Source organism: Roseovarius mucosus (genome assembly GCF_002080415.1).
Lineage (GTDB): Bacteria > Pseudomonadota > Alphaproteobacteria > Rhodobacterales > Rhodobacteraceae > Roseovarius > Roseovarius mucosus_A.
Genome location: NZ_CP020475.1, coordinates 65,313 through 88,085, shown reverse-complemented (window position 1 = coordinate 88,085; position 22,773 = coordinate 65,313). Strand labels below are relative to the sequence as shown.

The window sequence follows — 22,773 nt, the reverse complement described above, 5'->3', positions numbered from 1 at the left end:
ACCATTGGCGACGACATTTTTCCTTCTGAGAGAAAGGACTCTGAAATGGGTTGGCTCTTCTACACCGACCGCCGCGTCCAGACCTACGCGGATGAGAAAGCGGAAATCGCACGGCTCTGCACCTTTGAGAGCGACACGCGCAAGACCGAACTCATCAAATCCTGCAAGGTGGGTTCGACCTGGTATGCAGCGGCGAGGGTCACAAGCATCGACGGATCGCCAGTCGAAGACGCGACCTATGTGACCGATGTGGATGGCTCCATCACGTTCGGGGCTGTCTTCCTCACCCGATACGATGACGGCTGCTGGGGCTACAAGGACATGGAGGAAAGTACTGGCCCGAACGAGTCTCGTGCTCCCCTTGCGTTGATCGCGCTCCTCTCCGACCTGAAAGACCCGGACAGCTACGCGCAGGACTGGCGTCAGCGCTGCCGGGACTGGGCGTCGATCCCGGACTACGAGGAAGGCGACAAGATCAAGCTCGCAGCACCTGTGACGCTCACCGATGGCAGTACCTGCCAGATTGTCACCGCGACCCACTACAGGCGCGGGCGGCAAAAGCGCCGCTGCTACCGCATCGAGGAAACTGGTGGGCTCGTACGCCTGTCGAAGGCCTCGCTTGCGGGCTCGGAGCTGCTCAGCTCCGCGAAAGGTGCGGCTAGCCCGGTGCTGGCGGAGTTCCTGGCGGGGCGAAATTAGGTCCTTCGCCGGACGGTTCATTGACCTGCCCGGCGACAGCAGATGCTGCGGCTTGTCTTGACAAGGCAATGCAAATGCATTACCTATCGCGGGCAGCAAAGAACCTTTTCTTCAGGAGACTGCCATGACAGCCCTCGCACAAGATGTCTCGAAACTCACGGATCGGTATCAGACGACCGTGCCGGCGGGTGTGCGCAAACAGCTCAAGCTGGGCAAGGGCGACCAGATTCGTTACTGCACCGAGCCGAGTGGCAGGGTCTATATCGAGCCCGTGCGCAGCGACGAGGAAGATCCCGTGCTCGGAGCCTTTCTCGATTTTGTCGAGGCCGATATCAAGGCGCATCCGGACCGCATTCGGGCGTTCGATGGGGCTTTGCATGACCGTCTTGCAGCACTGGTCGGAGACGTTGACGTCGATCTCGATGCGCCGCTATCGCTCGAGGATGAATGAGCGGCGATAGCGTGCCCGCCCAAGCGCCCCTTGTCGTAAACGGATGGTCGATTTATGCGCATCCGCTCTTTCTGGATCAGCTCGAAGGGCTGATTGAAGAGGTCGAGGCGCGTAAGGCACGCGATCCTAAGACCTGGCGCAAGAAAAACCCGACGAAACGGCTGGCCGCCATCTTCAAGCTGGTCACCGAGGCCATACCGGCAGATCCGGGTGCCGCCGCCTTCCGGCAAGGCGGCACACTCGGCGATCACCGCAAGCACTGGTTCCGGGCGAAATTCTTCCAGCAGTATCGGTTGTTCTACCGGTTCAACAGCGATGCGAAGGTCATCGTGGTAGCCTGGGTGAACGACGACAAGACCCTGCGCGCCTATGGCAGCAAGACGGATGCCTATGCGACGTTCAAAGGGATGCTGGAAGATGGAAATCCACCTGACAATTTCGACGCGCTCTTGAAAGAAGCTGCAGCGGCGGGCAAGCGGTTCGAAACTTCCCTTGAAGCGGTGCCCGATCGGTAAGTGGGCCAGCTTGCTGTGACCCTTTGGCATTATCGTTTACGACGCCCCGCTGGAAGATGTAGCATCGGCTGATAATACGGTCGGAGAAAGCACAATGATTGAGGCGGAAAACGATAGGCAGCACCTCGGGCTAGAGGAGCAATGCGCGCCTGACCTGACGGGGCACCGTTTCCCAATTGCTGTGCACGTTGCAGACATGCCCGATGACCTCGGCAAGCTGCTGGATATCGGGCTCGAGGAGCATTTCCGTGGCGGCTGATGTCAATTCGTATGACGCCTGGTTTTGCGCGCAGGTACAGGCCGCGCTGGAGGATGCACGCTCGGGAACATCTCAGGTTCAGGTGATGCAGGCCGCACAGGCATTGATTGATGCGAAACGGGAGGTCGAACCCAAGTCCTGACCAAGCCTTGGAGGTCAGCGCGGTCTGACCCCGTCACCCTGAAAAGCGAAAGCGGGCTTTTTGTCCTTTGGAACTCAGACCCTGATCCAAAGGAAAATCCCCATGTCCAAACCCAGAACGGCCAACCCGGCTCTCGCAATCTCCGAAGCCGATCTCGCCTCTGCCCTCGCGCAAATCGGCACGGAGGTCGATGACCAGCCCCTGCGCAGTTCAGCGCTCGCGCGTATCATGCGCGAGACGTTTCATGGCAGCGATGCCGGGGGCGCCTGGGACTGGCGCATAGCCTATGACATGATGCAGGCTGCGGCTGTCCAAGTGGTGCTGCGTGGGAACGGCGTGGCAGATGACATCGCCGCTGCAAAGCTGCTTGCCTCGCGGCTGCTGACGGAAACCCGCCGCTCCGAGCAGCAGATCCGGCTGCAGCAGTTTTCCACGCCGTTGCCTTTCGCGGCGCTGGTCTTGCGGGCCGCGGCGATCCGCAAGGGCGACACCGTGCTGGAGCCCTCGGCTGGCACCGGTGCACTGGCTGCTTTCGCCGCCCGGGCCGGTGCCACCCTTGTGCTCAACGAGATCGACCCCTTTCGCCAGAGCCTTTTGCGCGCGGCCTTTGGTGGCGATGTGACGGGCCATGACGGCGAGCATATCGACGATCTGCTTCAGGCGCCGGTTCTACCCGACGTCGTGGTGATGAATCCGCCCTTCGCCTCCTCGGTCGACCGATCCCGCGACAAGCACATCGCTGCCAAACATCTCATTGCGGCTGCAAAGCGCCTGGCACCAGGTGGGCGCCTGGTGGCGATCATGCCGCCGGGGTTCACGCCCGAACGCGATGCCGCGCATTGGTCCCGCGCCTGCGGTCTCCTGACGCCACGATTGGCGCTGACGATGCCGGGGCAGGTCTACCGCAAGCTCGGCACCTCTGTCGAAACCCAGCTCATGGTCTTCGACAAGGTGCAGGAGGGCGGCGAGATGATCCGCGCCACTTTGTGCGATCTGGATGAAGCCCTTCCATTTGTCGATGCCGTGGCCGCAACACGGACCGAGATGAGCCCGGCCCAACGGGTTGAAGCGATCCCTCATGCTCGGCCGACCGTTCGATCATTTGTCCCGCGCAAGACCGCTGCCGGTGTTATCACCGCCCCCACAGCCAGGGCCAATGCCGTCCGTCCGCTCAGCTTCACGAGCCTTCAGACCCCGCGCAACAACATGCCCATCTCGGACATCTATGCGCGCTACCGTCCGCAACGGATCGAGATTGCGGATGCGCAGGAACATCCCACGCCGCTCGTTGAAAGCATCGCCATGGCCTCGGTTGCCCCGCCCATGCCCTCAAATACGGGCCGTGATGACTTGCGCCTGCCCGCACGGTTGATCGAGGAGGGACATCTCTCCGAGGCGCAGCTGGAAACCATCATCATGGCGCATGACGCCCATCGGCGCGACCTGCCGGGTCGGTTCGCGATCGATGACGACCAGACCAAGCTGACGCGCGCCGATGATGACCCTAATGCACGTGCCTATCGCCTTGGCTATTTCCTCGGCGACGGCACCGGTTGCGGCAAGGGGCGCGAATGCGCGGGGCTCATTCTCGTGAACTGGCTGGCCGGTCGCAGAAAGGCGATCTGGGTCTCCAAATCCGCCACGCTCATCGAGGACGCCATCCGCGACTGGACCGATCTCGGCGGCTCGCCCGCCGACATCCAGCCGCTCTCAAAATGGAAACCGGACCAGCCCGTCCCTATGGGTGACGGTATTCTCTTCGTCACCTACGCCACGCTGCGGTCCGCGGGCAAATGCGGCACCACGCGACTGAGCCAGATCCTCGACTGGATGGGCGCGGAGTTCGAAGGCGTCCTCGCTTTTGATGAGGCCCATGCCATGCAGAACGCGGCCGGGTCCGAGCAGGGCAGGGGGGTCAAACCCTCCCAGCAGGGCCTTGCTGGCCTGCGGCTGCAACTGGCAGCACCCCGCGCCCGCGTCTTCTACATCTCGGCCACGGGTGCCACGAGCGTGCACAACCTGGCCTATGCCGCGCGGCTGGGGCTCTGGGGGCAGGGCCCCGAATACCCCTTCCCAAGCCGCGAGAGCTTTGTGTCGGCGATGGAAGCCGGCGGTGTCGCCGCCATGGAGGTGGTGGCCCGCGATCTCAAGACGCTCGGGCTCTACACGGCGCGCGCCCTCAGCTTCGACGGCGTGGAGTATGACGTGCTCGAACACGCGCTCACCCCGGCCCAGATCAAGATCTACGATGCATACGCGGGTGCGTTTCGGACGATCCACCACAATCTCGAAGCCGCGCTGACGGCGACCGGCGTCAACGACGCCTCGGGCGAGACCAATGCCTCGGCCGCACGCGCCTCGGCCAAGTCCCGCTTCGAGAGCACGAAGCAGCGCTTCTTCAACCATCTCCTGATGGGCATGAAAGCCCCGACCATCATCCGCGCCATCGAGCATGACCTCGCGGCGGGCCACGCCTGCGTCATCCAGGTGGTCTCGACGGGCGAGAGCCTGTTGAAACGCCGGCTTGAGACGATGGATTCCGACGACGAGCTCGTCGAGGGCGCCCTGACGCCGCGCGACTATGTTCTGGGCTACCTCGAACAGGCCTTCCCGATCCACGCGCAAAAGCTCGTGGAAATCGACGGCAGTATGGTGGCGGAACCTTTGCGGGATGAGACCGGGGCGCTGGTTGTCTCGCGCGAGGCGCTCGCCCTGCGTGACGCGGCCATGATGGAGCTAATGACGCTGGCCCCGATCCCCGCAGCGCTCGACCAGATCCTCTGGGCCTTTAGCGACGAGGCCGTCGCAGAAGTCACGGGCCGATCGATCCGGCCCCTCAAGGCCGAGGACGGCCATCTCTTCATCGAAAAGCGCGCCGCCAGCAGCAATTCCTCCGAGACCCAGGCCTTCATGGACGGCGAAAAGGATGTCCTGATCTTCTCCGATGCGGGTGGCACCGGTCGATCCTACCATGCGGCGCAAACGGCGAAGAACCAGAAACGGCGCCGGCACTACCTGTTGGAGCCCGGCTGGCGCGCCGATGCGGCCATCCAGGGGCTGGGCCGCACGCATCGCTCGGCGCAGGTCAGCGCGCCCTTCTTCCGGGTCTGCACCTCGGATGTGCATGGCGAAAAACGTTTCACCTCGACGATAGCCAAGCGCCTCGACCAGCTGGGGGCCTTGACCAAGGGTCAGCGCGAGACCGGCTCGCAAGGCATGTTCCGCGAGGAGGACAATCTCGAAAGCCCGATCGCACGGGCGGCGCTGCGTGGGTATTTCGCCGATCTTGCCGCCGGGCGGGCCGAGGCGATGAGCTACGAGAGCTTCACCGACTGGACGGCACTGCGGCTGATCGACATGGACGGGGTGCTGCTCGAAGAGCTTCCGCCGATCCAACGGTTTCTGAACCGGGTTCTGGCCCTGCCCATCCACATGCAGAACGCGCTCTTTGCCGAGTTCATGCGCCGGATTGCCGATCAGACTGAACGGGCGCGCGCGGCAGGCACGCTCGATCTCGGCGTGGAAACGCTGCGTGGCGAAAAGATCGAACAGGTCTCCACGGAAGATCTCTGGACCTGCCCGAAATCTGGCGCGGTGACGCGGATCATCGGGCTTGAGGTGACCGACCCAGTGCATGTCCTGGGCGCCAAAGAGGCCATGTCGCGCAATCCCGACAAGCTGCCGATGGTGAATCGCGCCTCCGGTCGCGCGGCGCTCATCTCGGCGCGGCCCATGCAGATGTATGACGAGGACATTGTCACGCTGATGCGCAAGGCGGTGCGGCCAAACGGGTCGAGCTATCTCGAAGAGGCACGGTTTGAGTCCTCGGCTTGGGAAGAGATCGACAGGCCCGAATTTGCGCAGATTTGGGATGCCGAGGCTGCGTCCCTGCCAAAAACCACCACGACCAAGCTCTACCTGCTGACCGGGCTGCTGCTGCCGATCTGGAAGGACATTCCGACCACCAATGAGCGGATCTACCGTGTCACGCCAGACGGGGCGACGGCCATGATCGGGCGGACGCTGAGTGAGGAAGGGGCGGCCTCGCTGCGCGCCCGCTTCCTCGTCTCCAATCCGCAAACGCCACAGGAGATGTTGACCGCCGCCCTCGGCACCACCGCACCTGTCGATCTGGGCCGGGGTCTGACCCTGACCCGTCGCCGGGTCGCAGGCGAGATGCGCCTTGAGTTGGGCGGTGCGGATCGGGGCATGATCGATGGCCTCAAGGCGCTCGGCTGCTTCACCGAGATCATCGCCTTCCAGTTGCGTGTGTTCCTGCCGCATGGGGACGGGATCGACACGGGAAGCATTCTGGCCCGGATCGTGGGGCAGCGAGTCGCCAAGGTGGCAGAACAAGCCGCCTGAAAAGTCAAAGCGGGCTTCCGGTCGGGCGTCGCGGATCTGAGTTTCACTGGTCTGCGCTTTCTGGGCGCGCGCAGACCAATGCCACGCCCGCCCCCCAAATTCAGATAAGAGGACAGACCCATGACCAATCCCCAGATCGATTATGCCGCAATGGCGGCTCAGTGGCGCGCAGAGCGCGAAACCACATTGAAGGCATCCCGAACGGAGCTGCTCGCGCAACTACGTGCGCTTGGCATCAGCGAGGTCACTGCCGAATACGAAGGCTATGGCGACTCCGGCAATGTCGAGGATGTGACGGTGCAGCCCGCAGAGGTCCAACTGCCGGAGGCGCTTGCCACCGAAGTGGGCGACTTCGCCTGGTCGCTCGCCTATCACCATCACCCGGGGTTCGAAAACAACGAGGGTGGCTACGGCACGCTGACCTGGGACTTGCGCAACGACAGTATCACCTTGGATCATGCCGACCGCTATGTCGAATGCTCGCACAGCTATGACGAGGGGCTGTGAGATGGCCCATCCGCTTCATCATGCCGAAAGCTCTGCCCGGAAATTCGGCGGGGTGCCGTCTGACTATCAGGCTGTGCACGATTGGTTTGACGCCTCGAAAGAGCACCTCGCGCTCTTCACGCACAGAGCTTTGCGCCATCACGCCCAAGGCCTGTTCGAGGCCGAACGTGTCTTCGGCCTGACCCTGACCAATAGCGCTGGTCGGGACATACCTGTGCGCTGGATCGGCGAGCAACATGTCCGCGAAGATTGCCAGGGCCGTATCCCGAGCATGGCGGACTGGCAGCGACGGATCCAGCCCGAGCCATGGATGGCCAATGGCCATATCGACCGGCATTCTGGCGATGAGCCCTGCGGCGACCCAAGGGTCGCCTGGGCCTCCGAGGTTGCCGCCGGACGAACGGTTCTTGGCCTGAAAGATTGGAAGGCGGCGCGCGCGACGCGGGCCACGCAAAGCGCCTGACAGCTCTCGGCCGTTTGCCAAACGAATACTGTATGGAAGCCCGGTTGGAAGATCGGGCTTCTTGCGTCGTTTCCCCACCATTCTTCTTGAGGAGGATCGCATGACACTCAATGATATCAAGGCGGCCGTCGATGCGGGCCAGACCGTGCATTGGGCCAATACCGGCTACATTGTCCACAAGGACAGGCTCGGTCAGTACCTGATCACCTATCAGCCGAACGGTAGCTGCATCGGCCTGACCGACCGGAGCGGGCACCGGTTGAACGGAAAAGAGGTGGAGTTCTTCATCGGGCGATCGAAGGACAGCGCGGAAAATCCGGGCAGCCAATCAAGACCAGACGGGCAGGGGAGGGGCGTAGCACCCGGAGGCGCGGGGGCATTCCCGCTCGGACGGCAGCTTTGACCCGTGGGCGAGGCTGAAAGGAAAGCAGGCTTTCTGGTTTGTGATCCCTCAAGGGGTCGAGAAAGCAATCCCGGATGCGCTGGCAAGAACGTCAGGCACCGGCCAATCCAAAAGGAACTATCCCATGTTCGCAGGAACCCTCACCCGCAACGTCGAGACCGCAGCCGCTCAGTACACCGGCATGATCCATTCGACACGTTTCGATATCGCCATCCAGCTTGAAAACCGCCCGAAGATGTCCGAACGCAGCCCGGATTTTGACGTAACGGCAGTCAACAAATCAGGCCGCAAGGTGCGCATCGGCACGGCCTGGAACGAGACCGGCAATACCAGCGGAAACCCTTACATCTCGATGCAGATCGATGTCGGCTTGGGCCCGTTCCGGGTCAATGCGGTGCAGACGAAAGAGGCGCGCGCGGCCCAAAGCGGCGAGTTCGAGATCATCCCGCTGGTTTCCAACGGCCTCATGAAATCCGGCTCGATCTCAGGCGAGCTCACCGCCATGGACGCCGACAACGCGTTCACCGGCTACATCGCCAACATGATGTTCGATCTGGAGTTCATGCTGATCGAGAACAGCTACAAATCCGAGGAGACCCACCCGGATTACCGGATCGAGGTCAGCTCGCCCCGGGGTAAACCAATCCGCGTCGGCTCGGCGTGGATGGCCAAAAGCAGCCGCACGGGCAATGACTACCTGTCGCTGCTGATCAACACGCCCGATGGCGACCTGCGCGTGAACGCCGTGCAGAACGAAGAACAGCGCGGCGGGCAGACCTTCTCGATCATCCCGTTCATCGACAGCGGTGAGCAGCCGCAGGACGCGGGCGCGGGGCTGTCGTTGGTCGCATGACTAACGCGCGAGATTAGACGATCCGCACCGAAAGGGGAGCCGTGGGATCACGGTTCCCCTTTTTCCATGTCCGTTTGCGTGAAGGACGCCACCCGCTTGCGATCAGGTGCAAATGTGATACAATAATATATTAACGTAATATCGAGGGCGGGCGCGTGGCGGTTAGATCAGGGACGGTTCCATGGTTCGAGAGCTTTGATGTTGAGGTAGAGGTTGAAGATCTCCTCACTCATATCGAGCGCTGCACCGGATTTGCGCTACCCGCCCAACAGCGCGCCGTCATCATGTCCCATGCGACGGCGAAGCTTGATAAGAACCGGCAGGCATATCTAGAGGCCAAGGCGGCGGGAAAACCGGTGTCCACATCGCGCCGCGCTTATCTGACCGACCTTCAGGACACGATCTTCATGGCGATCCCGGAGGAGGACCTTGCGCGGATGCTGCTGCGCGAGCAGGTCCTTAACGACCCGTCATTTTACGCGGACGCAATGCACCGCGCCGCTGGGATCAGCGAGGATGAGCTTTTCATGGCGCTGTCCTCTTCGCTGAAAGACATGACAGTCCAAGACGCCCGGGCCTTCGTCTCGAAGCTTTGGCACGGCACGATTGACGACAATGCCCGCAAATATGCCGAAGCCCTGAAGCGCCCCGAGCGTGAACCGCAGCCCGTTCGTCCGGGGAACACCGTGTAAGATCGGAGCCATTCTCTTGGCTTGAGCCGTACCGAGGTTGGCCGCCTCGAACCCCCTTTCCTGGAGGTGGCATCCTGTGCAGCGCGCGAAAGCCGTTGAAGGTGCTGTGGTGACGTCTACTGTCGCCAACATGATGAACCGGGATCACATGCGCGCCTTCTTCCAGCGCGCCGCGGCGCTTGCCGCTTTTGTCGCACTGCTCTGGGCGGTCCAAGTCGTCAATTGGATCACCGGCTACGGCTTGAACCCGGCCTTCGGCCTGATCCCCCGGCACGTCAGCGGATTGGATGGTGTCATCGCCATGCCCCTCCTGCATGGAAGCTTCGGTCACCTGATGGCCAATACGCCGCCGCTGCTGGTGATGGGTGGGCTGCTGGTGGCCACGACCACGCGGGCCTTGCTGCCGGTGAACGCCGTGGTGATCGGCCTTGGCGGCGGTCTTGTCTGGCTGTTCGGAAGCTCGGCCATCCATATCGGCGCGTCAGGGCTCGTCTTCGGCTGGTTTGGCTTCCTCGTCGCGCGCGGCCTCGTGGATCGCTCACTGATCACGCTGGGCGCGGCACTGGTGGTCGGTTTGCTCTACGGCTCCATTCTCTGGGGCGTTCTCCCGGGCCAACCCGGCGTCTCTTGGGAGGCGCATCTGTTCGGCGCTATCGCGGGCGCGGTCGCTGCAGTCCTTGTCCGGACGCATGTCCATGCGCCGCGCCTCGGTGACGTCGATCTGGAATGAAGCCGTACACTCGGCCCGTAGCGGACTTTCAGTCAGTCCGCCGCCCGTCGTCGAAGCGTTCATTCCAGCACCGCGCAGCTTTCGCCCGCGTTGCGGGGTTGTAGCCAGTAGCATTTTCATGCGGGCTTTTGAATAAAAGCTTGCATGAAGACGATCGGAAGGCTTCTTAGCCCATTCGGCGAAGCCCCAGTTTAAGTTGACTTTAGCCGATGCTGCGTTCCGTATGAATGGTCGCTTCGTCAGGATTGGCTAGATGTTTGATTTCACCAAGGAATTGTGGCGCAAATGTCAGGAAGCGACTTAGGAAGCCCGGGGCAAAAGATCACGGAATCCTTCTTGCAACGACTTTTCGCCATCTGCATCGGCGGCCATCAGCATTGTGCGTTTGCTTTGAGGACCAAAGCGGCCAAAGTCTTCAATGGCGAGGCGCAACAAACGGTCAGCTTCCGCTTGTAGATCAGCAATTATGAAGCCTTTGGCATAGGCTGTTTCGAGCTGCCAACGGGCGTCACTACGCAACTGTTGTTGACTTGCATCGCGGCCTGGGAAATCGACAACCCCTACAGGGTCGGCTGCCCTATCTCTGCGCCATATCTGATCCAGTCTTTGGGCCTCTGCGGTTAATCTAGCCGCCTCTGCGCGGTGCAATGGTATCGCCTCCTGATGCATCAGCGCCTCGCATATCAGACGATTAGCCTCCAAAACGAAGGCCGTGGGCGCGAGCTTGTCGCCTCCGACTTGTGCGAAGGTGGCATGCCGCTGCGATAGCCGGGCTCGGCACTCTGCCTCTGAAACAAATAGGTTTCCGGCACGAAACTCGTTAGCAAAGGCTGCGGCTACTTGTTCAACATCCGGCTCTGCAACCGCGGCACTTGCCAAGCCTGCAAAGATTGCTGCTAAAATCAATCTCATTGGCTGATCTCCCCAAGACCGCTGTTTACGTCTTCCCCCATAAGCTTGCCCACACGATCCCCATACAGCCTCTCAAGCACTCCCAAAGAGCGGATAACCTTTGTGTTATTCCCGATCCGCCGCAAGAATCCAAACTCGCTAAGCAGGATCAATAAGTTGCGCGTTGTTGCCGGTGACATGACCTCTGCCAATAAACATCCTAGAGAAGTCTGGTCGTAACGCAGACCCATATCGTCTGCTTCATCGACCATTTTGTTGATCTGCTCAGGGTGGAGAAGTCCTTTACGCAAACTGCTCGCGGGTTTACCAGAGGCAGTGTAGCGCGTGTTTTGGGTTTCCAAACGCGCAAGTTTTGCCTTCAGCCGTTCGTTGTGCCCTTCAAGGTAACGGCGCAAACGTGCCGAGTCGTTGTTTAGACGAAAAAGCTTCATCAAAAACAGAAACTGAGCGAGCGTTTCCACGTTACTGTGGTTGAGTTGCTTGATGGTAGCGGCCCCAATCGCGTCAAGCACCTTGTTCTTATCAATTTCGTGCATGCCCTGTTTCTTGCCATAGTCTTGGCAAGCGGCATCAACGATGCCCGCGTAAAATTCACTACGCGCAGACCCAACCGAGGTCACGTAGTCATATACCTCCGTGAGCGACGTGGTCACAGCATCTCATTCTTTAAGTTTCAAACTGGTCTTAGATCTTAAGAACGCGCGTTGATTCTGACAAGCATTTGGCTGCGTCAAAACCATTCGAGAACAAGATGCCCCTTTCCTGAAGTACCTGATCCAGAAAAGAATCACCATCAACAGGCGATGTCATCCGCATCAAACGAGCATCGCCACTGACAGGAGAAAGAATATGCGTAAGCTTTTTGCAACGACCTCGATCATCAGCGCTCTGGCCATGCCTCTGGGCGCTTCAATGGCAAACGAAGTGGTGCCGGTTGTGCATCCCGACCTGGTCTCAGTATCCCAGCTCTCGGTGCCTTTGAGCATCGACCTGGCTCATCTCCAGTCACGCGCTAATGCGGCATTGGCCGGGCGTCTCCATACGTTCAACGAAAACAACGTGCATTGCGTGAAGGCCAAATGGTTCAAAACAAAGGTCCCAGAGTTCCGTGGTTTGAAAATTTACAGCAAGATTGTGAAGACCAAGATCTCCCCAGACCTGTACTGCGACTTGCGTGGCCATGTCGACCGTCGCGGCGACCTTGCTATCAGCGGTAACGGCAGCACATTGAACTTTTCGTTGCCAATCCACGCCAGCGTAACTGCCAAGACAATCGGTATTCAGGAAACGGCCAAGGCTGACGCTACCTTTTTCATTAGCGCCACCCCCGGCATCAATGCAGAGTGGCAGCCGACTTTGGATGTACACTCCGATTTCCGCTGGGACCGTCGCCCGGAAGTCCGCCTGCTTAACATGATAAAAGTGACCATCGGGTCCAAGGTTGAACCGAAACTTCGCGCGGAAATGGCCAAGCTCGAAGCATCGGTTCCTCCCATGTTGGAAGAGTTGAACCTGCGTGTTGAAGTCGAAAAAATCTGGTCGGACGTACAAGATCCGATCCTGATCTCAAAAATCCCGCAAACCTGGGCTGTCTTTGTGCCTACAGCCGTCGGTGTCTCTGGCTTTAACGTCGTAGGTCAAAGCCTCGACACGCAGGTCTTTCTCGAGGGTGAAACACGTGTCTTCGTCGGTGAGAAGCCGCACGTTGAGAAAGTCGCGCTTATGCCACTGGCGAATACGGCACCAGAGGCTGGCCAGTTCTCTCTTGCCGTGCCTATCGCGGTTCAGGAAGGTGAGGTTCAGACACTTTTGGATGCAGTGCCATCTGATATGCTCACCTTCGAAATTGACGAAGGCATAGCATTGCAGGGCACATTGAAGGTGACTGATCTGGACATCGAAATGCACGGCAATGGCGGTCTGAGCCTGATGGCGGATGTCCAATTTGACAACCGTTCGGACTGGCTGAAGGCAATCGACATCTTTAATTGGTTCGACGTGGAAGGTCGTGTGGAGCTTTCTGTCTTCCCTGCGCTCGATGAGAGCACGCAGACGATCTACGCCCAAGGCCTGCGTCTCGACAGTGAGACCAACAGCAGTTTGGCAGACACCCTCATGGATGTCTTGGATCTCCCGTTCGTCCGCGATGCGCTCGCAAATCAGTTGAAGTACGACTTCAGCGAAGAACTCGCCGAAGGTATCGCAGAAGCCAACGCAGCCATGAATCAAAGCGTTGATGGCGTGGTACACATCTCAGGTGCGCTTGTGAATGCTGGTGTGCGCGATCTGGTTATCAAGGATGGCCTAATGTTGGTGGTGGCTGAAGCCAATGGTGCCGTCTCCGCTTCCTTTGGTGCCTTGAACAACTAAGATGGTCGGTTAGATGCCGCCAGACGCCCCAATCTGTTAGGTTGGGGCGTCTACTCTCGGCTTCCTGCGGCTCGCGTAATACGAGTAGTGATGATCCGCACTTACATTCAAAACATGAATTTACCGGCGCTCGCATATGCAGAAAAAGAGGTCTGACCATGTACAATATCCAACGAGGCTTTATCGCTACACTATTGCTCGCATATATCCCTACCCATAGCCTTGCAGATGACCATTTTCGTTGCCGGGAAGTTGGTGAAGATTGGGTTTGGTTTGAAGATCACTTGGCCGCATACGTCACATATTCAACTCGTGGCCCACAGGATCGAACATACGAAGTTGGCACTGGAATGTCGGTCAGAGGCTCACCATGGGGTAACAGGGAAAAGTACACAGGAGACGCCGAATTCAACGCCTATGGCATGGGCGCGCTTCACATAAGGAAGAGGGATTCAGGATCGAATTTTGTGGTTTGCGCAACAGGTTTGGGCATCGGGACGCTACCGATTGTCCCAGCCACCGAATTCTAGCGGCATTCGCAAGCTCGCCATTAAATGTAAGCTTTAGCTGAAATGCGAGCTTTTGGTTAAAAGCTTACAACTTGATGTGGCGACGGTGGGCCTGAAGCGATTGTATGATCGATAGTGCCCAAGCTGGTGTAATGAGCTACTCCCCATCGGCTGGATGTTGAGCCGGTTTACAGGGCGACGATTTGTGCCGGGCCCATGGTGTTATCCTCGCAAATGGCGGCCACCAAGGCTAAACTGTGCGATGAATTTGTTACCTAGTGGGCCTACGACTACTGGAGCACTTGAAAGCGTTATAATTTGTGAAATGATACCCACGCGCCTGATAGGTGCAGGGGAGCCTCACATGCCAGCCTATCTGTACCAGATCATTCTCATGGGGGGCAAAGACGCCAGGCTGGCTGCACTTAAGACGGCAGTTGCAGCACGCGCGACGGACTTGGGCATCGATCCTAGAGGGATCGTCTATCTGGATGAGAGTGCCTTTGCTGACGGCTACGACCGGAAGAAGCCTGCGTTCGGCATCTATTTCGGCAATCAGAACAGAACAGTCCCCGAACCGCTCGATCGGTTGGAACAGGACTCCATTGTTATCGCGCCTATTGTGACGGCAAAGACTCAAGTCGGGGTCGAAATCCCCGACGCACTCCAGCACATCAACGTGGTCGAAGTTGGAATGAATGGCGACAACATTCCAAGGCTAGCATCGCTAGTATTTGAGACCTTTAGGCTACTCCGCAAAGATCGCGGGATCTTCATCAGCTATCGCCGCAAGGGTTCGCAGCCTCTGGCCAACCGCCTCTATGAGGAATTGGATAAGCGAGGGTTTGACGTATTCATCGACATAAGATCGGTGCCGCCAGCCGTCGATTTTCAAGCCGAACTTTGGCATCGAATGTCAGACGTCGATACGATTCTGCTTATAGACACGCCGGGGTTCAGGGAAGGCCGCTGGACCAAGGCTGAGTTGGCGCAAGCAAATCTGCTAGGAATTCAAACCCTGCATCTGCTTTGGCCAGGGCAGGTTGAAGACCGCAACTTCGCGTTCAGTCGCTATGTGAAGCTTCTCGCTACCGATTTTTCCGGCCCTTCGCCGGGGCGCGGCGCTACAATCAAGCAGGCGGTGGTCGATAGCATTTGCGATCTTGCCGAAGAACTGCGCGCCGAGGCGATGGCTCTTCGACACGCGCACTTAGTGGACAACTTCTGTGACGCTGCTCGTGACTTAGCGTTCGAACCGACTGTTCAACCCGAACGCTGGATTTCTGTTCTCCTCCAGAACGGTAGCTCTTTAGCGGTGGTGCCTGCCGTGGGCCGCCCCACTTCTGACCGGATCAACACCATCTTTGACGCAATTTCCGAACACAAGGCTGCCGACGCTCCAATCTGGGCTATTTATGATAGCCGAGGACTCCATGAAAATTGGGTCAGGCATTTAAGGTGGCTCGATGGGCATCTACCAATCAGGACGATTTCAGTCGCAGACGTACCCGACGCCCTCAGAGGACTGCTGACATGATCAACATCTTCCTTTCCGCGAGCGTCCCACTACCGAACCGGGATCGCAAATTCTTTGAAACTGCGGATGTATTTCTAATACGAGAAGCGATCCGCGCACTGGTGGAGGTGGTGCTGCCCCGAGGGCACATCACTTTTGGCGGCCACCCAGCGATCACTCCTTTGATGTCGCTCTATGCCAAAACGGCCAAGCTCGGCAGCGACCGCATTTCGATCTATCAAAGCGCCTATTTCCTAGGAAAATTCCCGCGCGAAAATGACGATTTTGCCGATGTTCGGTACACCGAGGCCGTGCCTGACGATCTGGGCCGCAGCATTGAGCGGATGCGCATTGAGATGCTGACTAGTCGCAAATTTGATGCAGCCGTGCTGATCGGGGGCATGGAGGGCATCCTTGATGAAGCTCGGCTCTTTCGAGAGCATAACCCACAGGCCCTAGTGCTGCCCGTGCCAGCGACCGGTGCAGCTGCAGCGATCGAATACAATGAGGGCAACTACCCACAGCATCTGGCGAACGAGATATCGTTCGCCAGCCTTTTCCGTCGCAGCCTGCTACCTAACCCCTTAGACGGATAGCTTCTTCGACCCAAGATTCAATGTTGTTTTTGATTGTGTCGTACACGCCCTTGCTGTCTACCCCAGCCGGATCGTATGTCTTGGCCCAATTGGTCAAGGGCTTCTTGTCAGTACCGACGGTGAAAGTACCAAATGGATTGGCGCCTTTTGCGCTCGTATTACCGCTTCTGTCCAGAAGTCGATGAATGTGGATGCCTAGCAACGCTTTGCCACTATCAAAGGCATACTTAATTTCATGCTTTACCCACTTCCGTGACGCCGTGTTGGTGCCGATTAGGACAATGACAGTGCTCCGGCCGGCCATGTTACCAGCTATCCAGTCAGCTACAGCCTTATCGCCCTTGCGTTTGATTTCCTCAAACTCATTAGCAGATACAAGCGGCTGCCCCTCGATCGCGCCGATGTTCTTAACGGTGCTAACTCGCCAATTGTCTTCGTTGTAATAAAAGCTATAGAAGCACTTTCTCGCCATGAACCCCTCCCAAATTTGAGTAATTTTCACCGGATCTGGCCGATATGACAATCGAAATCATTCTCATATTTGACAATGCAATATACTACCTTAGGGGCGCGCGCCCCGGCTGTACAAGATTTTCTTTCATGCCTCGATCGCCAAAACTGCCAGCCACCCAACTCCAGAACAGACATTGGTTGTCGCAGCAGAAGAAGTCTGCATGTCCCGCATCAGGGACATTGACCGGTACCATCTGAAATACAGGACCTAGTGTACCTATGCGAGGTTTTTGCTGAAAGCTCGGATGAACCCTCAAGCTGAAGATTCAACAAAATAGGCCTTATTCGAGCCCTTCGGCTGTTGGAGTCTTTCTTGATGCAAGGTTTATTGCCTTTTTATCCGATGAACCTCGCAGGGATTTGCCCTTGTCTGCAGACCCAGACGAAGCCGATGCCGGCTACTTTGCATGGCTTGTTTTCATGGTTTGCGTCGGTAACGGTTCGTGTGTCGACTGGCCGCATCAGCACTTTTCTACGCATGCAATGCCGCACCCTCACAGTCGGCTCTCCGCCCATCACGTCGAATGCTGCGATAAGTAATTCACCATTGTCGCCAGCGTAGTCGCCCGCACATCAACCTTGGCATAAGCCTAACGGCCTCCCCAGCTCGGCTTCGCGTGTCGCAGGGGAGAACGGCCCTTCGGTCCGTCGCGCATTCGGCCATGCGGCCTCACCGCGGCGTTGCACCCGGCATCCCGGTTTGCCCGCCTCGCGAGCACGTCCCTCCCCGGCCGCTCCGCCAGATTGCGCTCTGGTCTGTTTTGGCCCGAGGCCAAAACGATCCCGCCGCTCCATCCGTCTTCCGCGTCCGGTCGGGCCGTTTGCCTGCTCGGGTCGGGCAAACCTACCGTCAAAACACACACACATGAGTGCAGAAGCATATCCTCCGGATGGCCCCCAAATCAGCCCGCGTCAAGGATCGCAAAACTTTTCGGCGAGGGCGCCGCTTGTGGTGCGGCGCGGTCCCGTGCGTGAAGGTGCGCGTGTGTCGGGTGTTGCGCACGGAAAACTTTTGCGCCCGGCAAGCCGGCGGCTGCGCCGTCCCTGACCCGGGCAGATTCGGAAACCAGACATTCGGCCATGCCCCCACACTCACGTGGTGGCCTTGCAACTGAACACTGGAGACCAGACATGGCTTACGACACCGCGAACACCTACGAGACCATCGAGCTTTTCGGGCTGACCGAGAAGGACGCACAGCTCCCGATCCCCGAGGATCACATCCTGACCGACCGCATCATCCGCGAGAGCTTCGAGGTATTGCTCGGGCAGCTGCGGGGGACCGGGCTTGAAGCAGAGATCGAACCGCTGGCCCATGGGCTCGCGACGATCCTGCAGCGCCGCAAGGTGGCACTCGGCAAGGAAGTCGACCGCACCGCCGACAAGATCGGTGCGCTGGCAAAATCTCACGACGGATCGGAGATCGCCGAGACCGCGCTCGAAGAGGCGCAGGCGCGCTTTGTGCAGCTGCGCGAGATTGTCAGCGCCATCGAGGTGATGAGCGAGGCGGCGGCAGAATGCTACGAGATCGAGACGGGCCACGCCTTCATCCCGGCAGCCGGGTCGCGCGCAAGCGTCAGGGCGCAAGAGACCGGGGCGGTCTTCGAGGCACGGCAACTCCTCGAACAGCACGACCGTGAAACCGCCGAGAAGTCGAAAGTCGAGGGGGTGCCCCTGATCGTCTCAGGCGCCACCGACTGGACCGATGTCGATGTGATCTTCAACACGCTCGACAAGGTTCGCGAACGGATCAAGCAGAACCGCAACCAGGAGATCTTCCTCTGCCACAAGGGTGGCAAGCACGGTGCGGAGATGATTGCGGCCCGGTGGGCCCGGGCACGCGGGATCGCGCAGGCGCGCTTCGATCCGCGCTGGTCCGCGCACGGGCGGGCGGCACCGTTCAAGTGCAACGACGAAATGCTGGACGACAAGTTCGCGGCGACGGGGGTTGTACTCTTCGGCGGCAACGGGGTCGCGCTGAACCTCGGGCAGAAGGCGGAAGCGAAAGGTCTGACGGTCATGCGGGTTGCGGACCCGGCGAAGAAGACTGCGCAGGATTGAAGAGAGGGGGTCGCGCTTGGCGCGGCCCTTTCGTCATGTCTCATGGTGCGTGCGGTCGGTTACGCAAGATCGACAGGCTGCGGCGGTCGGCACTGTCATCGCTCTACCCGGTCCGTCAGTGTTCGGTCCATCCGCATTGGTGCGGGCTGGGGATGGTGCGCACCTCACGCACATCGTCAGTGGGGCAAGACGCGAGGGGTCGAGACGTCGCACTTGAGGCTGAAGACTTGCGCGTCCCTCGGGGCTTGTTTCGGAACATCGCATCCACGCGGGCGGGCTCCGTCAGCACACCGGCCAGGCTCGGCGGGACGTGGACGCGGAAGGTGGCTGCTGCGTGATGGCAAGGGCCATCCGGGTCTCTCCTTTTTGCTTATAGATGTGGATCGCACGGGGTCGGCCCGTTCGTTCCCTCAGCTCACGCTTCGGCAAGCACAAATACGGCTTCCACGGCTGGCCGCGGACCCTCCGCATTTGCGCTTGCGACCGGGCCTCTTGCCCCCGTGCCGGGTGATCCTCATCGCAAAAAGGAGATATCCAAATGACCAACCACTACGTCGCCACCGTCCCCGTCAAGTTCACCGACACCGATGGCCAGGAGCGCACCCGTTTTCAGCGCGTGGGTGCTATGTTCCGCAACACCCGCAACGGGGATGGATCGGAGTTCTTCAGCCTCAAGCTCGACTTCCCGGTCGCGGTCTCGGAGCTGGTGATGTTCCCACCGAGCGCGAAAGATCCCCAGGACTAAATCCTCTGACGAGGATGGGCCGCCCCAGGACGATCTTGGGCCGGCCCGATCCCTGTACCAGGGATGCCGACACCGGCGCGGGTGATCGCCGGCAGCGACCTCGCCTTGGTGCCGGTCCCTGCGCGTTCAACGGACGCACTCCGCCCGGAATGACCAGGCCGCGATAGACCGGCCTGTCAGCCTCAAGGGGGCCATCCACAAAAAACCTATCGGCCAGGGCCTCCCGGTTTTTGCGGCAGAGATTTGGGGGCCCAAATCTGGCCCTCCTTGACCCTGCCTGTCCGCCCTGTCGGTGGGGTTTGCGCCCGCCCGCGGTTCCGTCCGAACACGTGGTGTTCGGCCAGACCCTCGGGCGGGGCTGGCGGACGGGACCCCTAGGACAGGTGGGTCGCCCGGTGGTGAGGGCGGCAGAGCCGCGTCCCTGCGGGCCGCGGCGTGAAGCGGACACCAAGGCTGCCTGAGCCTGAAGGCGACGTAAGTATAAAATTGACAGATCGGTATATTATCGTAAGGTAGGGGCAGCCTTGGTGGAAGGTGGCAGGAAATAGGGGGTCTTTCTTCCGCATGTCCCGAACAAAACGCCTGACAGAGACGGAGAAGATGCAGATCGTCCGCGAGGCCGCGGAGGGTGTGTCGACGTCTGAGCTGGCCGAGCGTTTCGGGGTCACATCGCGCGCCGTGCGCTACGTCTTGAAAGCCGATGCCGAGCGCCAGACGGACGCCGCGATCCCGGTCGCAGCGGTCAGTGTGAAGGTCACGGCTGCGGAGTTGGCGGCGCTAGACGAGGTCCTTGCGACAGCCGGAATCGAGAGCCGTGCCGAGGGGTTGCGGCGGCTCATTCAGGCGGCAGGCGGCGTGTTTGTCCCGGACGCGCAGATGGCAGCAGAGATGGCGCGCTACCGCGCCTCTCTGCACGAGGTCGGCAATGGGGTCGCGCAGATCGCCAAGCAGATGACGCAGGCCAACCGGCGGGGGCAGGGGGCCGTGGGGGGCACGAGTGCCGCGTTCACCGAATTGCGCCTTGCGCAGATGCGCGGGCTGGCGCGGTTCATCCTGGATTCTGCTGACGAGATCGATTTGCTCCTGCGCCGCCGTCGTGACGCGATGCAGCTGCAGGCCACGGCCGCGCTGAGGGAGTTTGCCCATGCGGCTGAATGATGCCGTCCATGCCGTCACGGGCGAGGTCTTCCGGGATGGCTGGAGCCGCGTCCGGGGCTCGATGCAGGGGCTGCACGTGGCCAAGCAGACCCAGCTGACGCGCGCGGCTGCGGGGCATCGGCCAGCGGTCTTCAAGGCGATCCGGGGCGGGGGTACGCATACCAAATCGCAGCTCTCAAACCAGCTCGATTACCTCACCACGAAGTCGACCCATATCGTCGACTCGAGCGGGTTCCTGGATGGCAAGGCGAAGCTCGAGGCGGGCGACATCAAGGACCTGACCGAGCGCTTTGCCAAGCGGTGGGATGCGGGTTTCAAACCCAAGCTCGGACAGACCACCCACATGCTCATGTCCTTCCCTATCGGTACGCGGGGCGAGGATGTGCGCGACATCGCGACGGATGTGGCCGAGCGGTTCTTCCAGACTGATAAGGGGCATTTCGACTACATCATCGCAGTGCATGAGGACCGCGATCATCCCCATGCGCATCTGGTGCTGAACCGCCGCTCGCAGGAAGGCGAGTTCTTCTTTCTGGGGCGCAACCATCGCTTCAACTATGACGATTTCCGCCTCGCCATGGTCGAGGAGGCAGAAAAGTATGGTGTGCGCTTGGAAGCCACGCGCCGGGTGGATCGCGGGGTTGTGCATTACCCAGCCCGCACCAGCGAGGTCTACGCCGCGAAAGAAGAGGGTCGCGCGCCCCGCGAGCGCGAACGCGTGGGGCAGGACCTGACCCGGACGCTGGCGGAGATCGTCAACACCAGAACCGTCTACCATTCGCTTGCTGCGGAGGCCTCCCGGGAGGCCCGCGAGGATATTGCGGCGGCACTCTTCCGCGCGGGCGAGGTGTTGGCGCGCGGCGGGCAGGTGGACCGAACAGGAGATGTGTATATGGCCGAGGATCAAAGCTTCGAGGATCTGAGAAGCCTCTATGCGGAAAAGCTCGCGCGGGTGCAGGGCATGATCGCCGAGAAGTCTGACGCGGAACGTCCCGTGCTGGAAAAACGCCTCATCGAGATCCAGACGCAGGTCCAGCACATGCAGCCTCTCGGCTTGCGATCATCCACGCTGTCAGACACCCCCTCGAAGGGCGGGATCTATTCCGAAGCCAATATCGACGCCAGCCAGCGCGAGCGTCTGGCAGAGCCCGATCTGAGATCGCGCATTGACGCGGCACTACGGGGCACCGGGATCAGCACATCGGAAGTGGTGGCCCGGATCGAGACGGGCGCCTCAAATGCAGCGCTCGAGCATCAATGGATCGCCAATGATCTCTCCAAAGTGGCTGAGGCGCGCGATCTGAACCTCGAACGCCGCGCCGATCTGGAGCAGGCGCGCGACATTCTCAACGATGTGCACGTCGAACTTGGCACGCTGTTGGAGCGCGAGAACGTGCTGCGCCGGGATGGTGTCATGGAAGCGGTCAGCGAGCAGTTCCATTATCATGAGGGCGCGGTGCGGGCGATGGAAGGGACAATCCGTCAGGAGATGCGCGCAGACGGCCTGACCGCGCAGCAGATCGAGGATCGGGACTGGGAGGTTGTCTCAAGGGCGGAGCGCCGGATCGAGACGGAGCAGCGCGCATATCTCGAGGCACACCCGGATCTGCTCGCACGCCCTGGCGATGTGATTGACCGGTCTGAGCCCTACAGGGAGACCATTACCGATGCGGCCCGCGCCAGCGAGATCACCCGCGAGGTCGATCGGATCATGGAGGGACGCGACGTCCGCACGCCCGTTGCAGATGCTGTCACGGATGACTTACGAGCGCGCTATCCGGACATGCCGTCCCACCTCGCCCGCGGGCTCGGCGCGACCTATGCGGCCGTCGTCGAGATCCGGGATACGGAGGCCATCAATCAGGTCCGCCGCGAAACCGAGATGCGCGACGGGCTCGGGTCTGGCACGCGCGACGCACTCCTCGCAGCCCGCGGTGAAACAGCGCCGCAGTCTGACCGTGCCGACCGCCTTGCAGACGAGATTGCGCGTGTCCTGGACCATGAGCGGGCGGGGGAGTTGTCCGCGCCTTTCGAGACCGAGGCGGAGCGGGACGCTTTCCGAACCGAGATCGCGCGGGTGCTGGATGACCGTCAACTTGAGCGGCTCACATCCGGTGATGCCGATGCGCTGGAAAAGGTTCTCGAGGACCGCCTCGACCGGCTCTATGTCGCCAAGGTCTATCTGCAATCCGATGCCGCGACGGCCAATACGGAGGCCTTGCGCCAGGTAGTCGATGATCTTGCCGACACCGAATACGAAAAACACCGCGCGACAGACGTGGATGGCGAGACCGAGCGGGGTCAGGTCCATTGA

General features: G+C 60.2%; 22 protein-coding genes. 19 read left to right on the top strand and 3 right to left on the bottom strand.

The annotated features are described in order from the left end of the window. Positions 1–45: 45 nt before the first annotated feature. The 12 genes from ROSMUCSMR3_RS20320 to ROSMUCSMR3_RS20270 all read left to right on the top strand — a co-directional run bounded on the left by ROSMUCSMR3_RS20320 (position 46) and on the right by ROSMUCSMR3_RS20270 (position 10,079). The gene (locus ROSMUCSMR3_RS20320; protein ID WP_081508707.1) at positions 46–699 is read left to right on the top strand and encodes a DUF6927 domain-containing protein; all 654 of its coding nucleotides are present in this window, start codon (positions 46–48) and stop codon (positions 697–699) included. A 124-nt stretch (positions 700–823) separates the two neighbouring features. After that, positions 824–1,150, top strand: coding sequence for a type II toxin-antitoxin system PrlF family antitoxin (locus ROSMUCSMR3_RS20315; RefSeq protein ID WP_005668772.1), 327 nt, complete (start codon positions 824–826; stop codon positions 1,148–1,150). Then, positions 1,147–1,665, top strand: coding sequence for a type II toxin-antitoxin system YhaV family toxin (locus ROSMUCSMR3_RS20310; RefSeq protein ID WP_008282927.1), 519 nt, complete (start codon positions 1,147–1,149; stop codon positions 1,663–1,665). The genes ROSMUCSMR3_RS20315 and ROSMUCSMR3_RS20310 overlap by 4 nt, the downstream gene beginning before the upstream one ends. A 94-nt stretch (positions 1,666–1,759) precedes the next feature. After that, positions 1,760–1,924: a hypothetical protein gene (locus tag ROSMUCSMR3_RS21535; protein WP_008282928.1), complete on the top strand. Its 165-nt coding sequence runs from the start codon at positions 1,760–1,762 to the stop codon at positions 1,922–1,924. After that, on the top strand, positions 1,914–2,066 hold the full coding sequence (locus ROSMUCSMR3_RS20305) for a hypothetical protein (RefSeq protein WP_008282929.1): 153 nt from the start codon (positions 1,914–1,916) through the stop codon (positions 2,064–2,066). Before ROSMUCSMR3_RS21535 ends, ROSMUCSMR3_RS20305 begins: the two co-directional genes overlap by 11 nt. A 102-nt stretch (positions 2,067–2,168) precedes the next feature. Then, positions 2,169–6,431: a strawberry notch-like NTP hydrolase domain-containing protein gene (locus tag ROSMUCSMR3_RS20300; protein ID WP_008282930.1), complete on the top strand. Its 4,263-nt coding sequence runs from the start codon at positions 2,169–2,171 to the stop codon at positions 6,429–6,431. Positions 6,432–6,551: 120 nt separating this feature from the next. Further along, positions 6,552–6,938 carry a DUF6878 family protein gene (locus ROSMUCSMR3_RS20295; RefSeq protein ID WP_008282931.1) on the top strand — a complete coding sequence of 129 codons (387 nt, stop codon included), beginning with the start codon at positions 6,552–6,554 and terminating at the stop codon, positions 6,936–6,938. Between the two features lies 1 nt (position 6,939). Beyond that, a complete protein-coding gene (locus ROSMUCSMR3_RS20290; protein WP_008282932.1) occupies positions 6,940–7,401 on the top strand; it encodes a DUF6915 family protein in 462 nt (153 codons plus the stop codon). A 100-nt stretch (positions 7,402–7,501) separates the two neighbouring features. Further along, positions 7,502–7,804 (top strand): hypothetical protein, encoded by a 303-nt coding sequence (locus ROSMUCSMR3_RS20285; RefSeq protein ID WP_008282933.1) that lies wholly within the window; start codon positions 7,502–7,504, stop codon positions 7,802–7,804. 124 nt (positions 7,805–7,928) lie between these two features. Continuing rightward, entirely contained in the window at positions 7,929–8,657 is a 729-nt protein-coding gene (locus tag ROSMUCSMR3_RS20280) for a DUF736 family protein (protein ID WP_081508706.1), read from the top strand. 155 nt (positions 8,658–8,812) lie between these two features. Continuing rightward, entirely contained in the window at positions 8,813–9,349 is a 537-nt protein-coding gene (locus ROSMUCSMR3_RS20275) for a hypothetical protein (RefSeq protein WP_237183602.1), read from the top strand. 148 nt (positions 9,350–9,497) lie between these two features. Next, the gene (locus tag ROSMUCSMR3_RS20270; RefSeq protein ID WP_081508705.1) at positions 9,498–10,079 is read left to right on the top strand and encodes a rhomboid family intramembrane serine protease; all 582 of its coding nucleotides are present in this window, start codon (positions 9,498–9,500) and stop codon (positions 10,077–10,079) included. A 300-nt stretch (positions 10,080–10,379) separates the two neighbouring features. On the opposite strand, the gene ROSMUCSMR3_RS20265 is transcribed toward ROSMUCSMR3_RS20270, so the two are convergent. Together ROSMUCSMR3_RS20265 and ROSMUCSMR3_RS20260 are read right to left on the bottom strand one after the other, a co-directional pair. Beyond that, a complete protein-coding gene (locus tag ROSMUCSMR3_RS20265; protein WP_081508704.1) occupies positions 10,380–10,991 on the bottom strand; it encodes a hypothetical protein in 612 nt (203 codons plus the stop codon). After that, on the bottom strand, positions 10,988–11,644 hold the full coding sequence (locus ROSMUCSMR3_RS20260; protein ID WP_081508703.1) for a hypothetical protein: 657 nt from the start codon (positions 11,642–11,644) through the stop codon (positions 10,988–10,990). The genes ROSMUCSMR3_RS20265 and ROSMUCSMR3_RS20260 overlap by 4 nt, the downstream gene beginning before the upstream one ends. 196 nt (positions 11,645–11,840) lie before the next feature. On the opposite strand from ROSMUCSMR3_RS20260, the gene ROSMUCSMR3_RS20255 reads away from it, so the two are divergent. From ROSMUCSMR3_RS20255 to ROSMUCSMR3_RS20245, 3 genes are all read left to right on the top strand, one after another. Beyond that, the gene (locus tag ROSMUCSMR3_RS20255; protein ID WP_081508702.1) at positions 11,841–13,361 is read left to right on the top strand and encodes a DUF4403 family protein; all 1,521 of its coding nucleotides are present in this window, start codon (positions 11,841–11,843) and stop codon (positions 13,359–13,361) included. A gap of 873 nt (positions 13,362–14,234) precedes the next feature. After that, positions 14,235–15,407 carry a toll/interleukin-1 receptor domain-containing protein gene (locus ROSMUCSMR3_RS20250; RefSeq protein ID WP_157667377.1) on the top strand — a complete coding sequence of 391 codons (1,173 nt, stop codon included), beginning with the start codon at positions 14,235–14,237 and terminating at the stop codon, positions 15,405–15,407. Beyond that, positions 15,404–15,982 (top strand): hypothetical protein, encoded by a 579-nt coding sequence (locus tag ROSMUCSMR3_RS20245; protein ID WP_081508700.1) that lies wholly within the window; start codon positions 15,404–15,406, stop codon positions 15,980–15,982. The genes ROSMUCSMR3_RS20250 and ROSMUCSMR3_RS20245 overlap by 4 nt, the downstream gene beginning before the upstream one ends. On the opposite strand, the gene ROSMUCSMR3_RS20240 is transcribed toward ROSMUCSMR3_RS20245, so the two are convergent. After that, positions 15,963–16,454: a TIR domain-containing protein gene (locus ROSMUCSMR3_RS20240; protein ID WP_081508720.1), complete on the bottom strand. Its 492-nt coding sequence runs from the start codon at positions 16,452–16,454 to the stop codon at positions 15,963–15,965. The two genes, ROSMUCSMR3_RS20245 and ROSMUCSMR3_RS20240, sit on opposite strands and share 20 nt — an antisense overlap. Before the next feature lie 1,172 nt (positions 16,455–17,626). On the opposite strand from ROSMUCSMR3_RS20240, the gene ROSMUCSMR3_RS20235 reads away from it, so the two are divergent. The 4 genes from ROSMUCSMR3_RS20235 to ROSMUCSMR3_RS20215 all read left to right on the top strand — a co-directional run bounded on the left by ROSMUCSMR3_RS20235 (position 17,627) and on the right by ROSMUCSMR3_RS20215 (position 22,773). Further along, positions 17,627–18,556, top strand: a complete 930-nt coding sequence (locus ROSMUCSMR3_RS20235) for a DUF2493 domain-containing protein (protein ID WP_081508699.1) — start codon at positions 17,627–17,629, stop codon at positions 18,554–18,556. Between the two features lie 538 nt (positions 18,557–19,094). Beyond that, entirely contained in the window at positions 19,095–19,301 is a 207-nt protein-coding gene (locus tag ROSMUCSMR3_RS20225; RefSeq protein WP_007120662.1) for a hypothetical protein, read from the top strand. 564 nt (positions 19,302–19,865) lie between these two features. Then, complete coding sequence (locus ROSMUCSMR3_RS20220) at positions 19,866–20,459, top strand: helix-turn-helix domain-containing protein (protein WP_081508697.1); 594 nt, start codon at positions 19,866–19,868, stop codon at positions 20,457–20,459. After that, complete coding sequence (locus tag ROSMUCSMR3_RS20215; protein ID WP_081508696.1) at positions 20,446–22,773, top strand: relaxase/mobilization nuclease domain-containing protein; 2,328 nt, start codon at positions 20,446–20,448, stop codon at positions 22,771–22,773. The genes ROSMUCSMR3_RS20220 and ROSMUCSMR3_RS20215 overlap by 14 nt, the downstream gene beginning before the upstream one ends.

Excerpts from the sequence above, each read along its gene's own strand:
- ROSMUCSMR3_RS20245 (WP_081508700.1), top strand. The coding sequence starts at position 15,404 with ATGATCAACATCTTCCTTTCCGCGAGCGTCCCACTACCGAACCGGGAT.
- ROSMUCSMR3_RS20270 (WP_081508705.1), top strand. The coding sequence starts at position 9,498 with ATGCGCGCCTTCTTCCAGCGCGCCGCGGCGCTTGCCGCTTTTGTCGCA.
- ROSMUCSMR3_RS20220 (WP_081508697.1), top strand. The coding sequence starts at position 19,866 with ATGTCCCGAACAAAACGCCTGACAGAGACGGAGAAGATGCAGATCGTC.
- ROSMUCSMR3_RS20280 (WP_081508706.1), top strand. The coding sequence starts at position 7,929 with ATGTTCGCAGGAACCCTCACCCGCAACGTCGAGACCGCAGCCGCTCAG.
- ROSMUCSMR3_RS20290 (WP_008282932.1), top strand. The coding sequence starts at position 6,940 with ATGGCCCATCCGCTTCATCATGCCGAAAGCTCTGCCCGGAAATTCGGC.
- ROSMUCSMR3_RS20320 (WP_081508707.1), top strand. The coding sequence starts at position 46 with ATGGGTTGGCTCTTCTACACCGACCGCCGCGTCCAGACCTACGCGGAT.
- ROSMUCSMR3_RS20215 (WP_081508696.1), top strand. The coding sequence starts at position 20,446 with ATGCGGCTGAATGATGCCGTCCATGCCGTCACGGGCGAGGTCTTCCGG.
- ROSMUCSMR3_RS21535 (WP_008282928.1), top strand. The coding sequence starts at position 1,760 with ATGATTGAGGCGGAAAACGATAGGCAGCACCTCGGGCTAGAGGAGCAA.
- ROSMUCSMR3_RS20265 (WP_081508704.1), bottom strand. The coding sequence starts at position 10,991 with ATGAGATTGATTTTAGCAGCAATCTTTGCAGGCTTGGCAAGTGCCGCG.
- ROSMUCSMR3_RS20235 (WP_081508699.1), top strand. The coding sequence starts at position 17,627 with ATGGCTTACGACACCGCGAACACCTACGAGACCATCGAGCTTTTCGGG.
- ROSMUCSMR3_RS20295 (WP_008282931.1), top strand. The coding sequence starts at position 6,552 with ATGACCAATCCCCAGATCGATTATGCCGCAATGGCGGCTCAGTGGCGC.
- ROSMUCSMR3_RS20255 (WP_081508702.1), top strand. The coding sequence starts at position 11,841 with ATGCGTAAGCTTTTTGCAACGACCTCGATCATCAGCGCTCTGGCCATG.
- ROSMUCSMR3_RS20285 (WP_008282933.1), top strand. The coding sequence starts at position 7,502 with ATGACACTCAATGATATCAAGGCGGCCGTCGATGCGGGCCAGACCGTG.
- ROSMUCSMR3_RS20250 (WP_157667377.1), top strand. The coding sequence starts at position 14,235 with ATGCCAGCCTATCTGTACCAGATCATTCTCATGGGGGGCAAAGACGCC.
- ROSMUCSMR3_RS20225 (WP_007120662.1), top strand. The coding sequence starts at position 19,095 with ATGACCAACCACTACGTCGCCACCGTCCCCGTCAAGTTCACCGACACC.
- ROSMUCSMR3_RS20240 (WP_081508720.1), bottom strand. The coding sequence starts at position 16,454 with ATGGCGAGAAAGTGCTTCTATAGCTTTTATTACAACGAAGACAATTGG.
- ROSMUCSMR3_RS20310 (WP_008282927.1), top strand. The coding sequence starts at position 1,147 with ATGAGCGGCGATAGCGTGCCCGCCCAAGCGCCCCTTGTCGTAAACGGA.
- ROSMUCSMR3_RS20315 (WP_005668772.1), top strand. The coding sequence starts at position 824 with ATGACAGCCCTCGCACAAGATGTCTCGAAACTCACGGATCGGTATCAG.
- ROSMUCSMR3_RS20300 (WP_008282930.1), top strand. The coding sequence starts at position 2,169 with ATGTCCAAACCCAGAACGGCCAACCCGGCTCTCGCAATCTCCGAAGCC.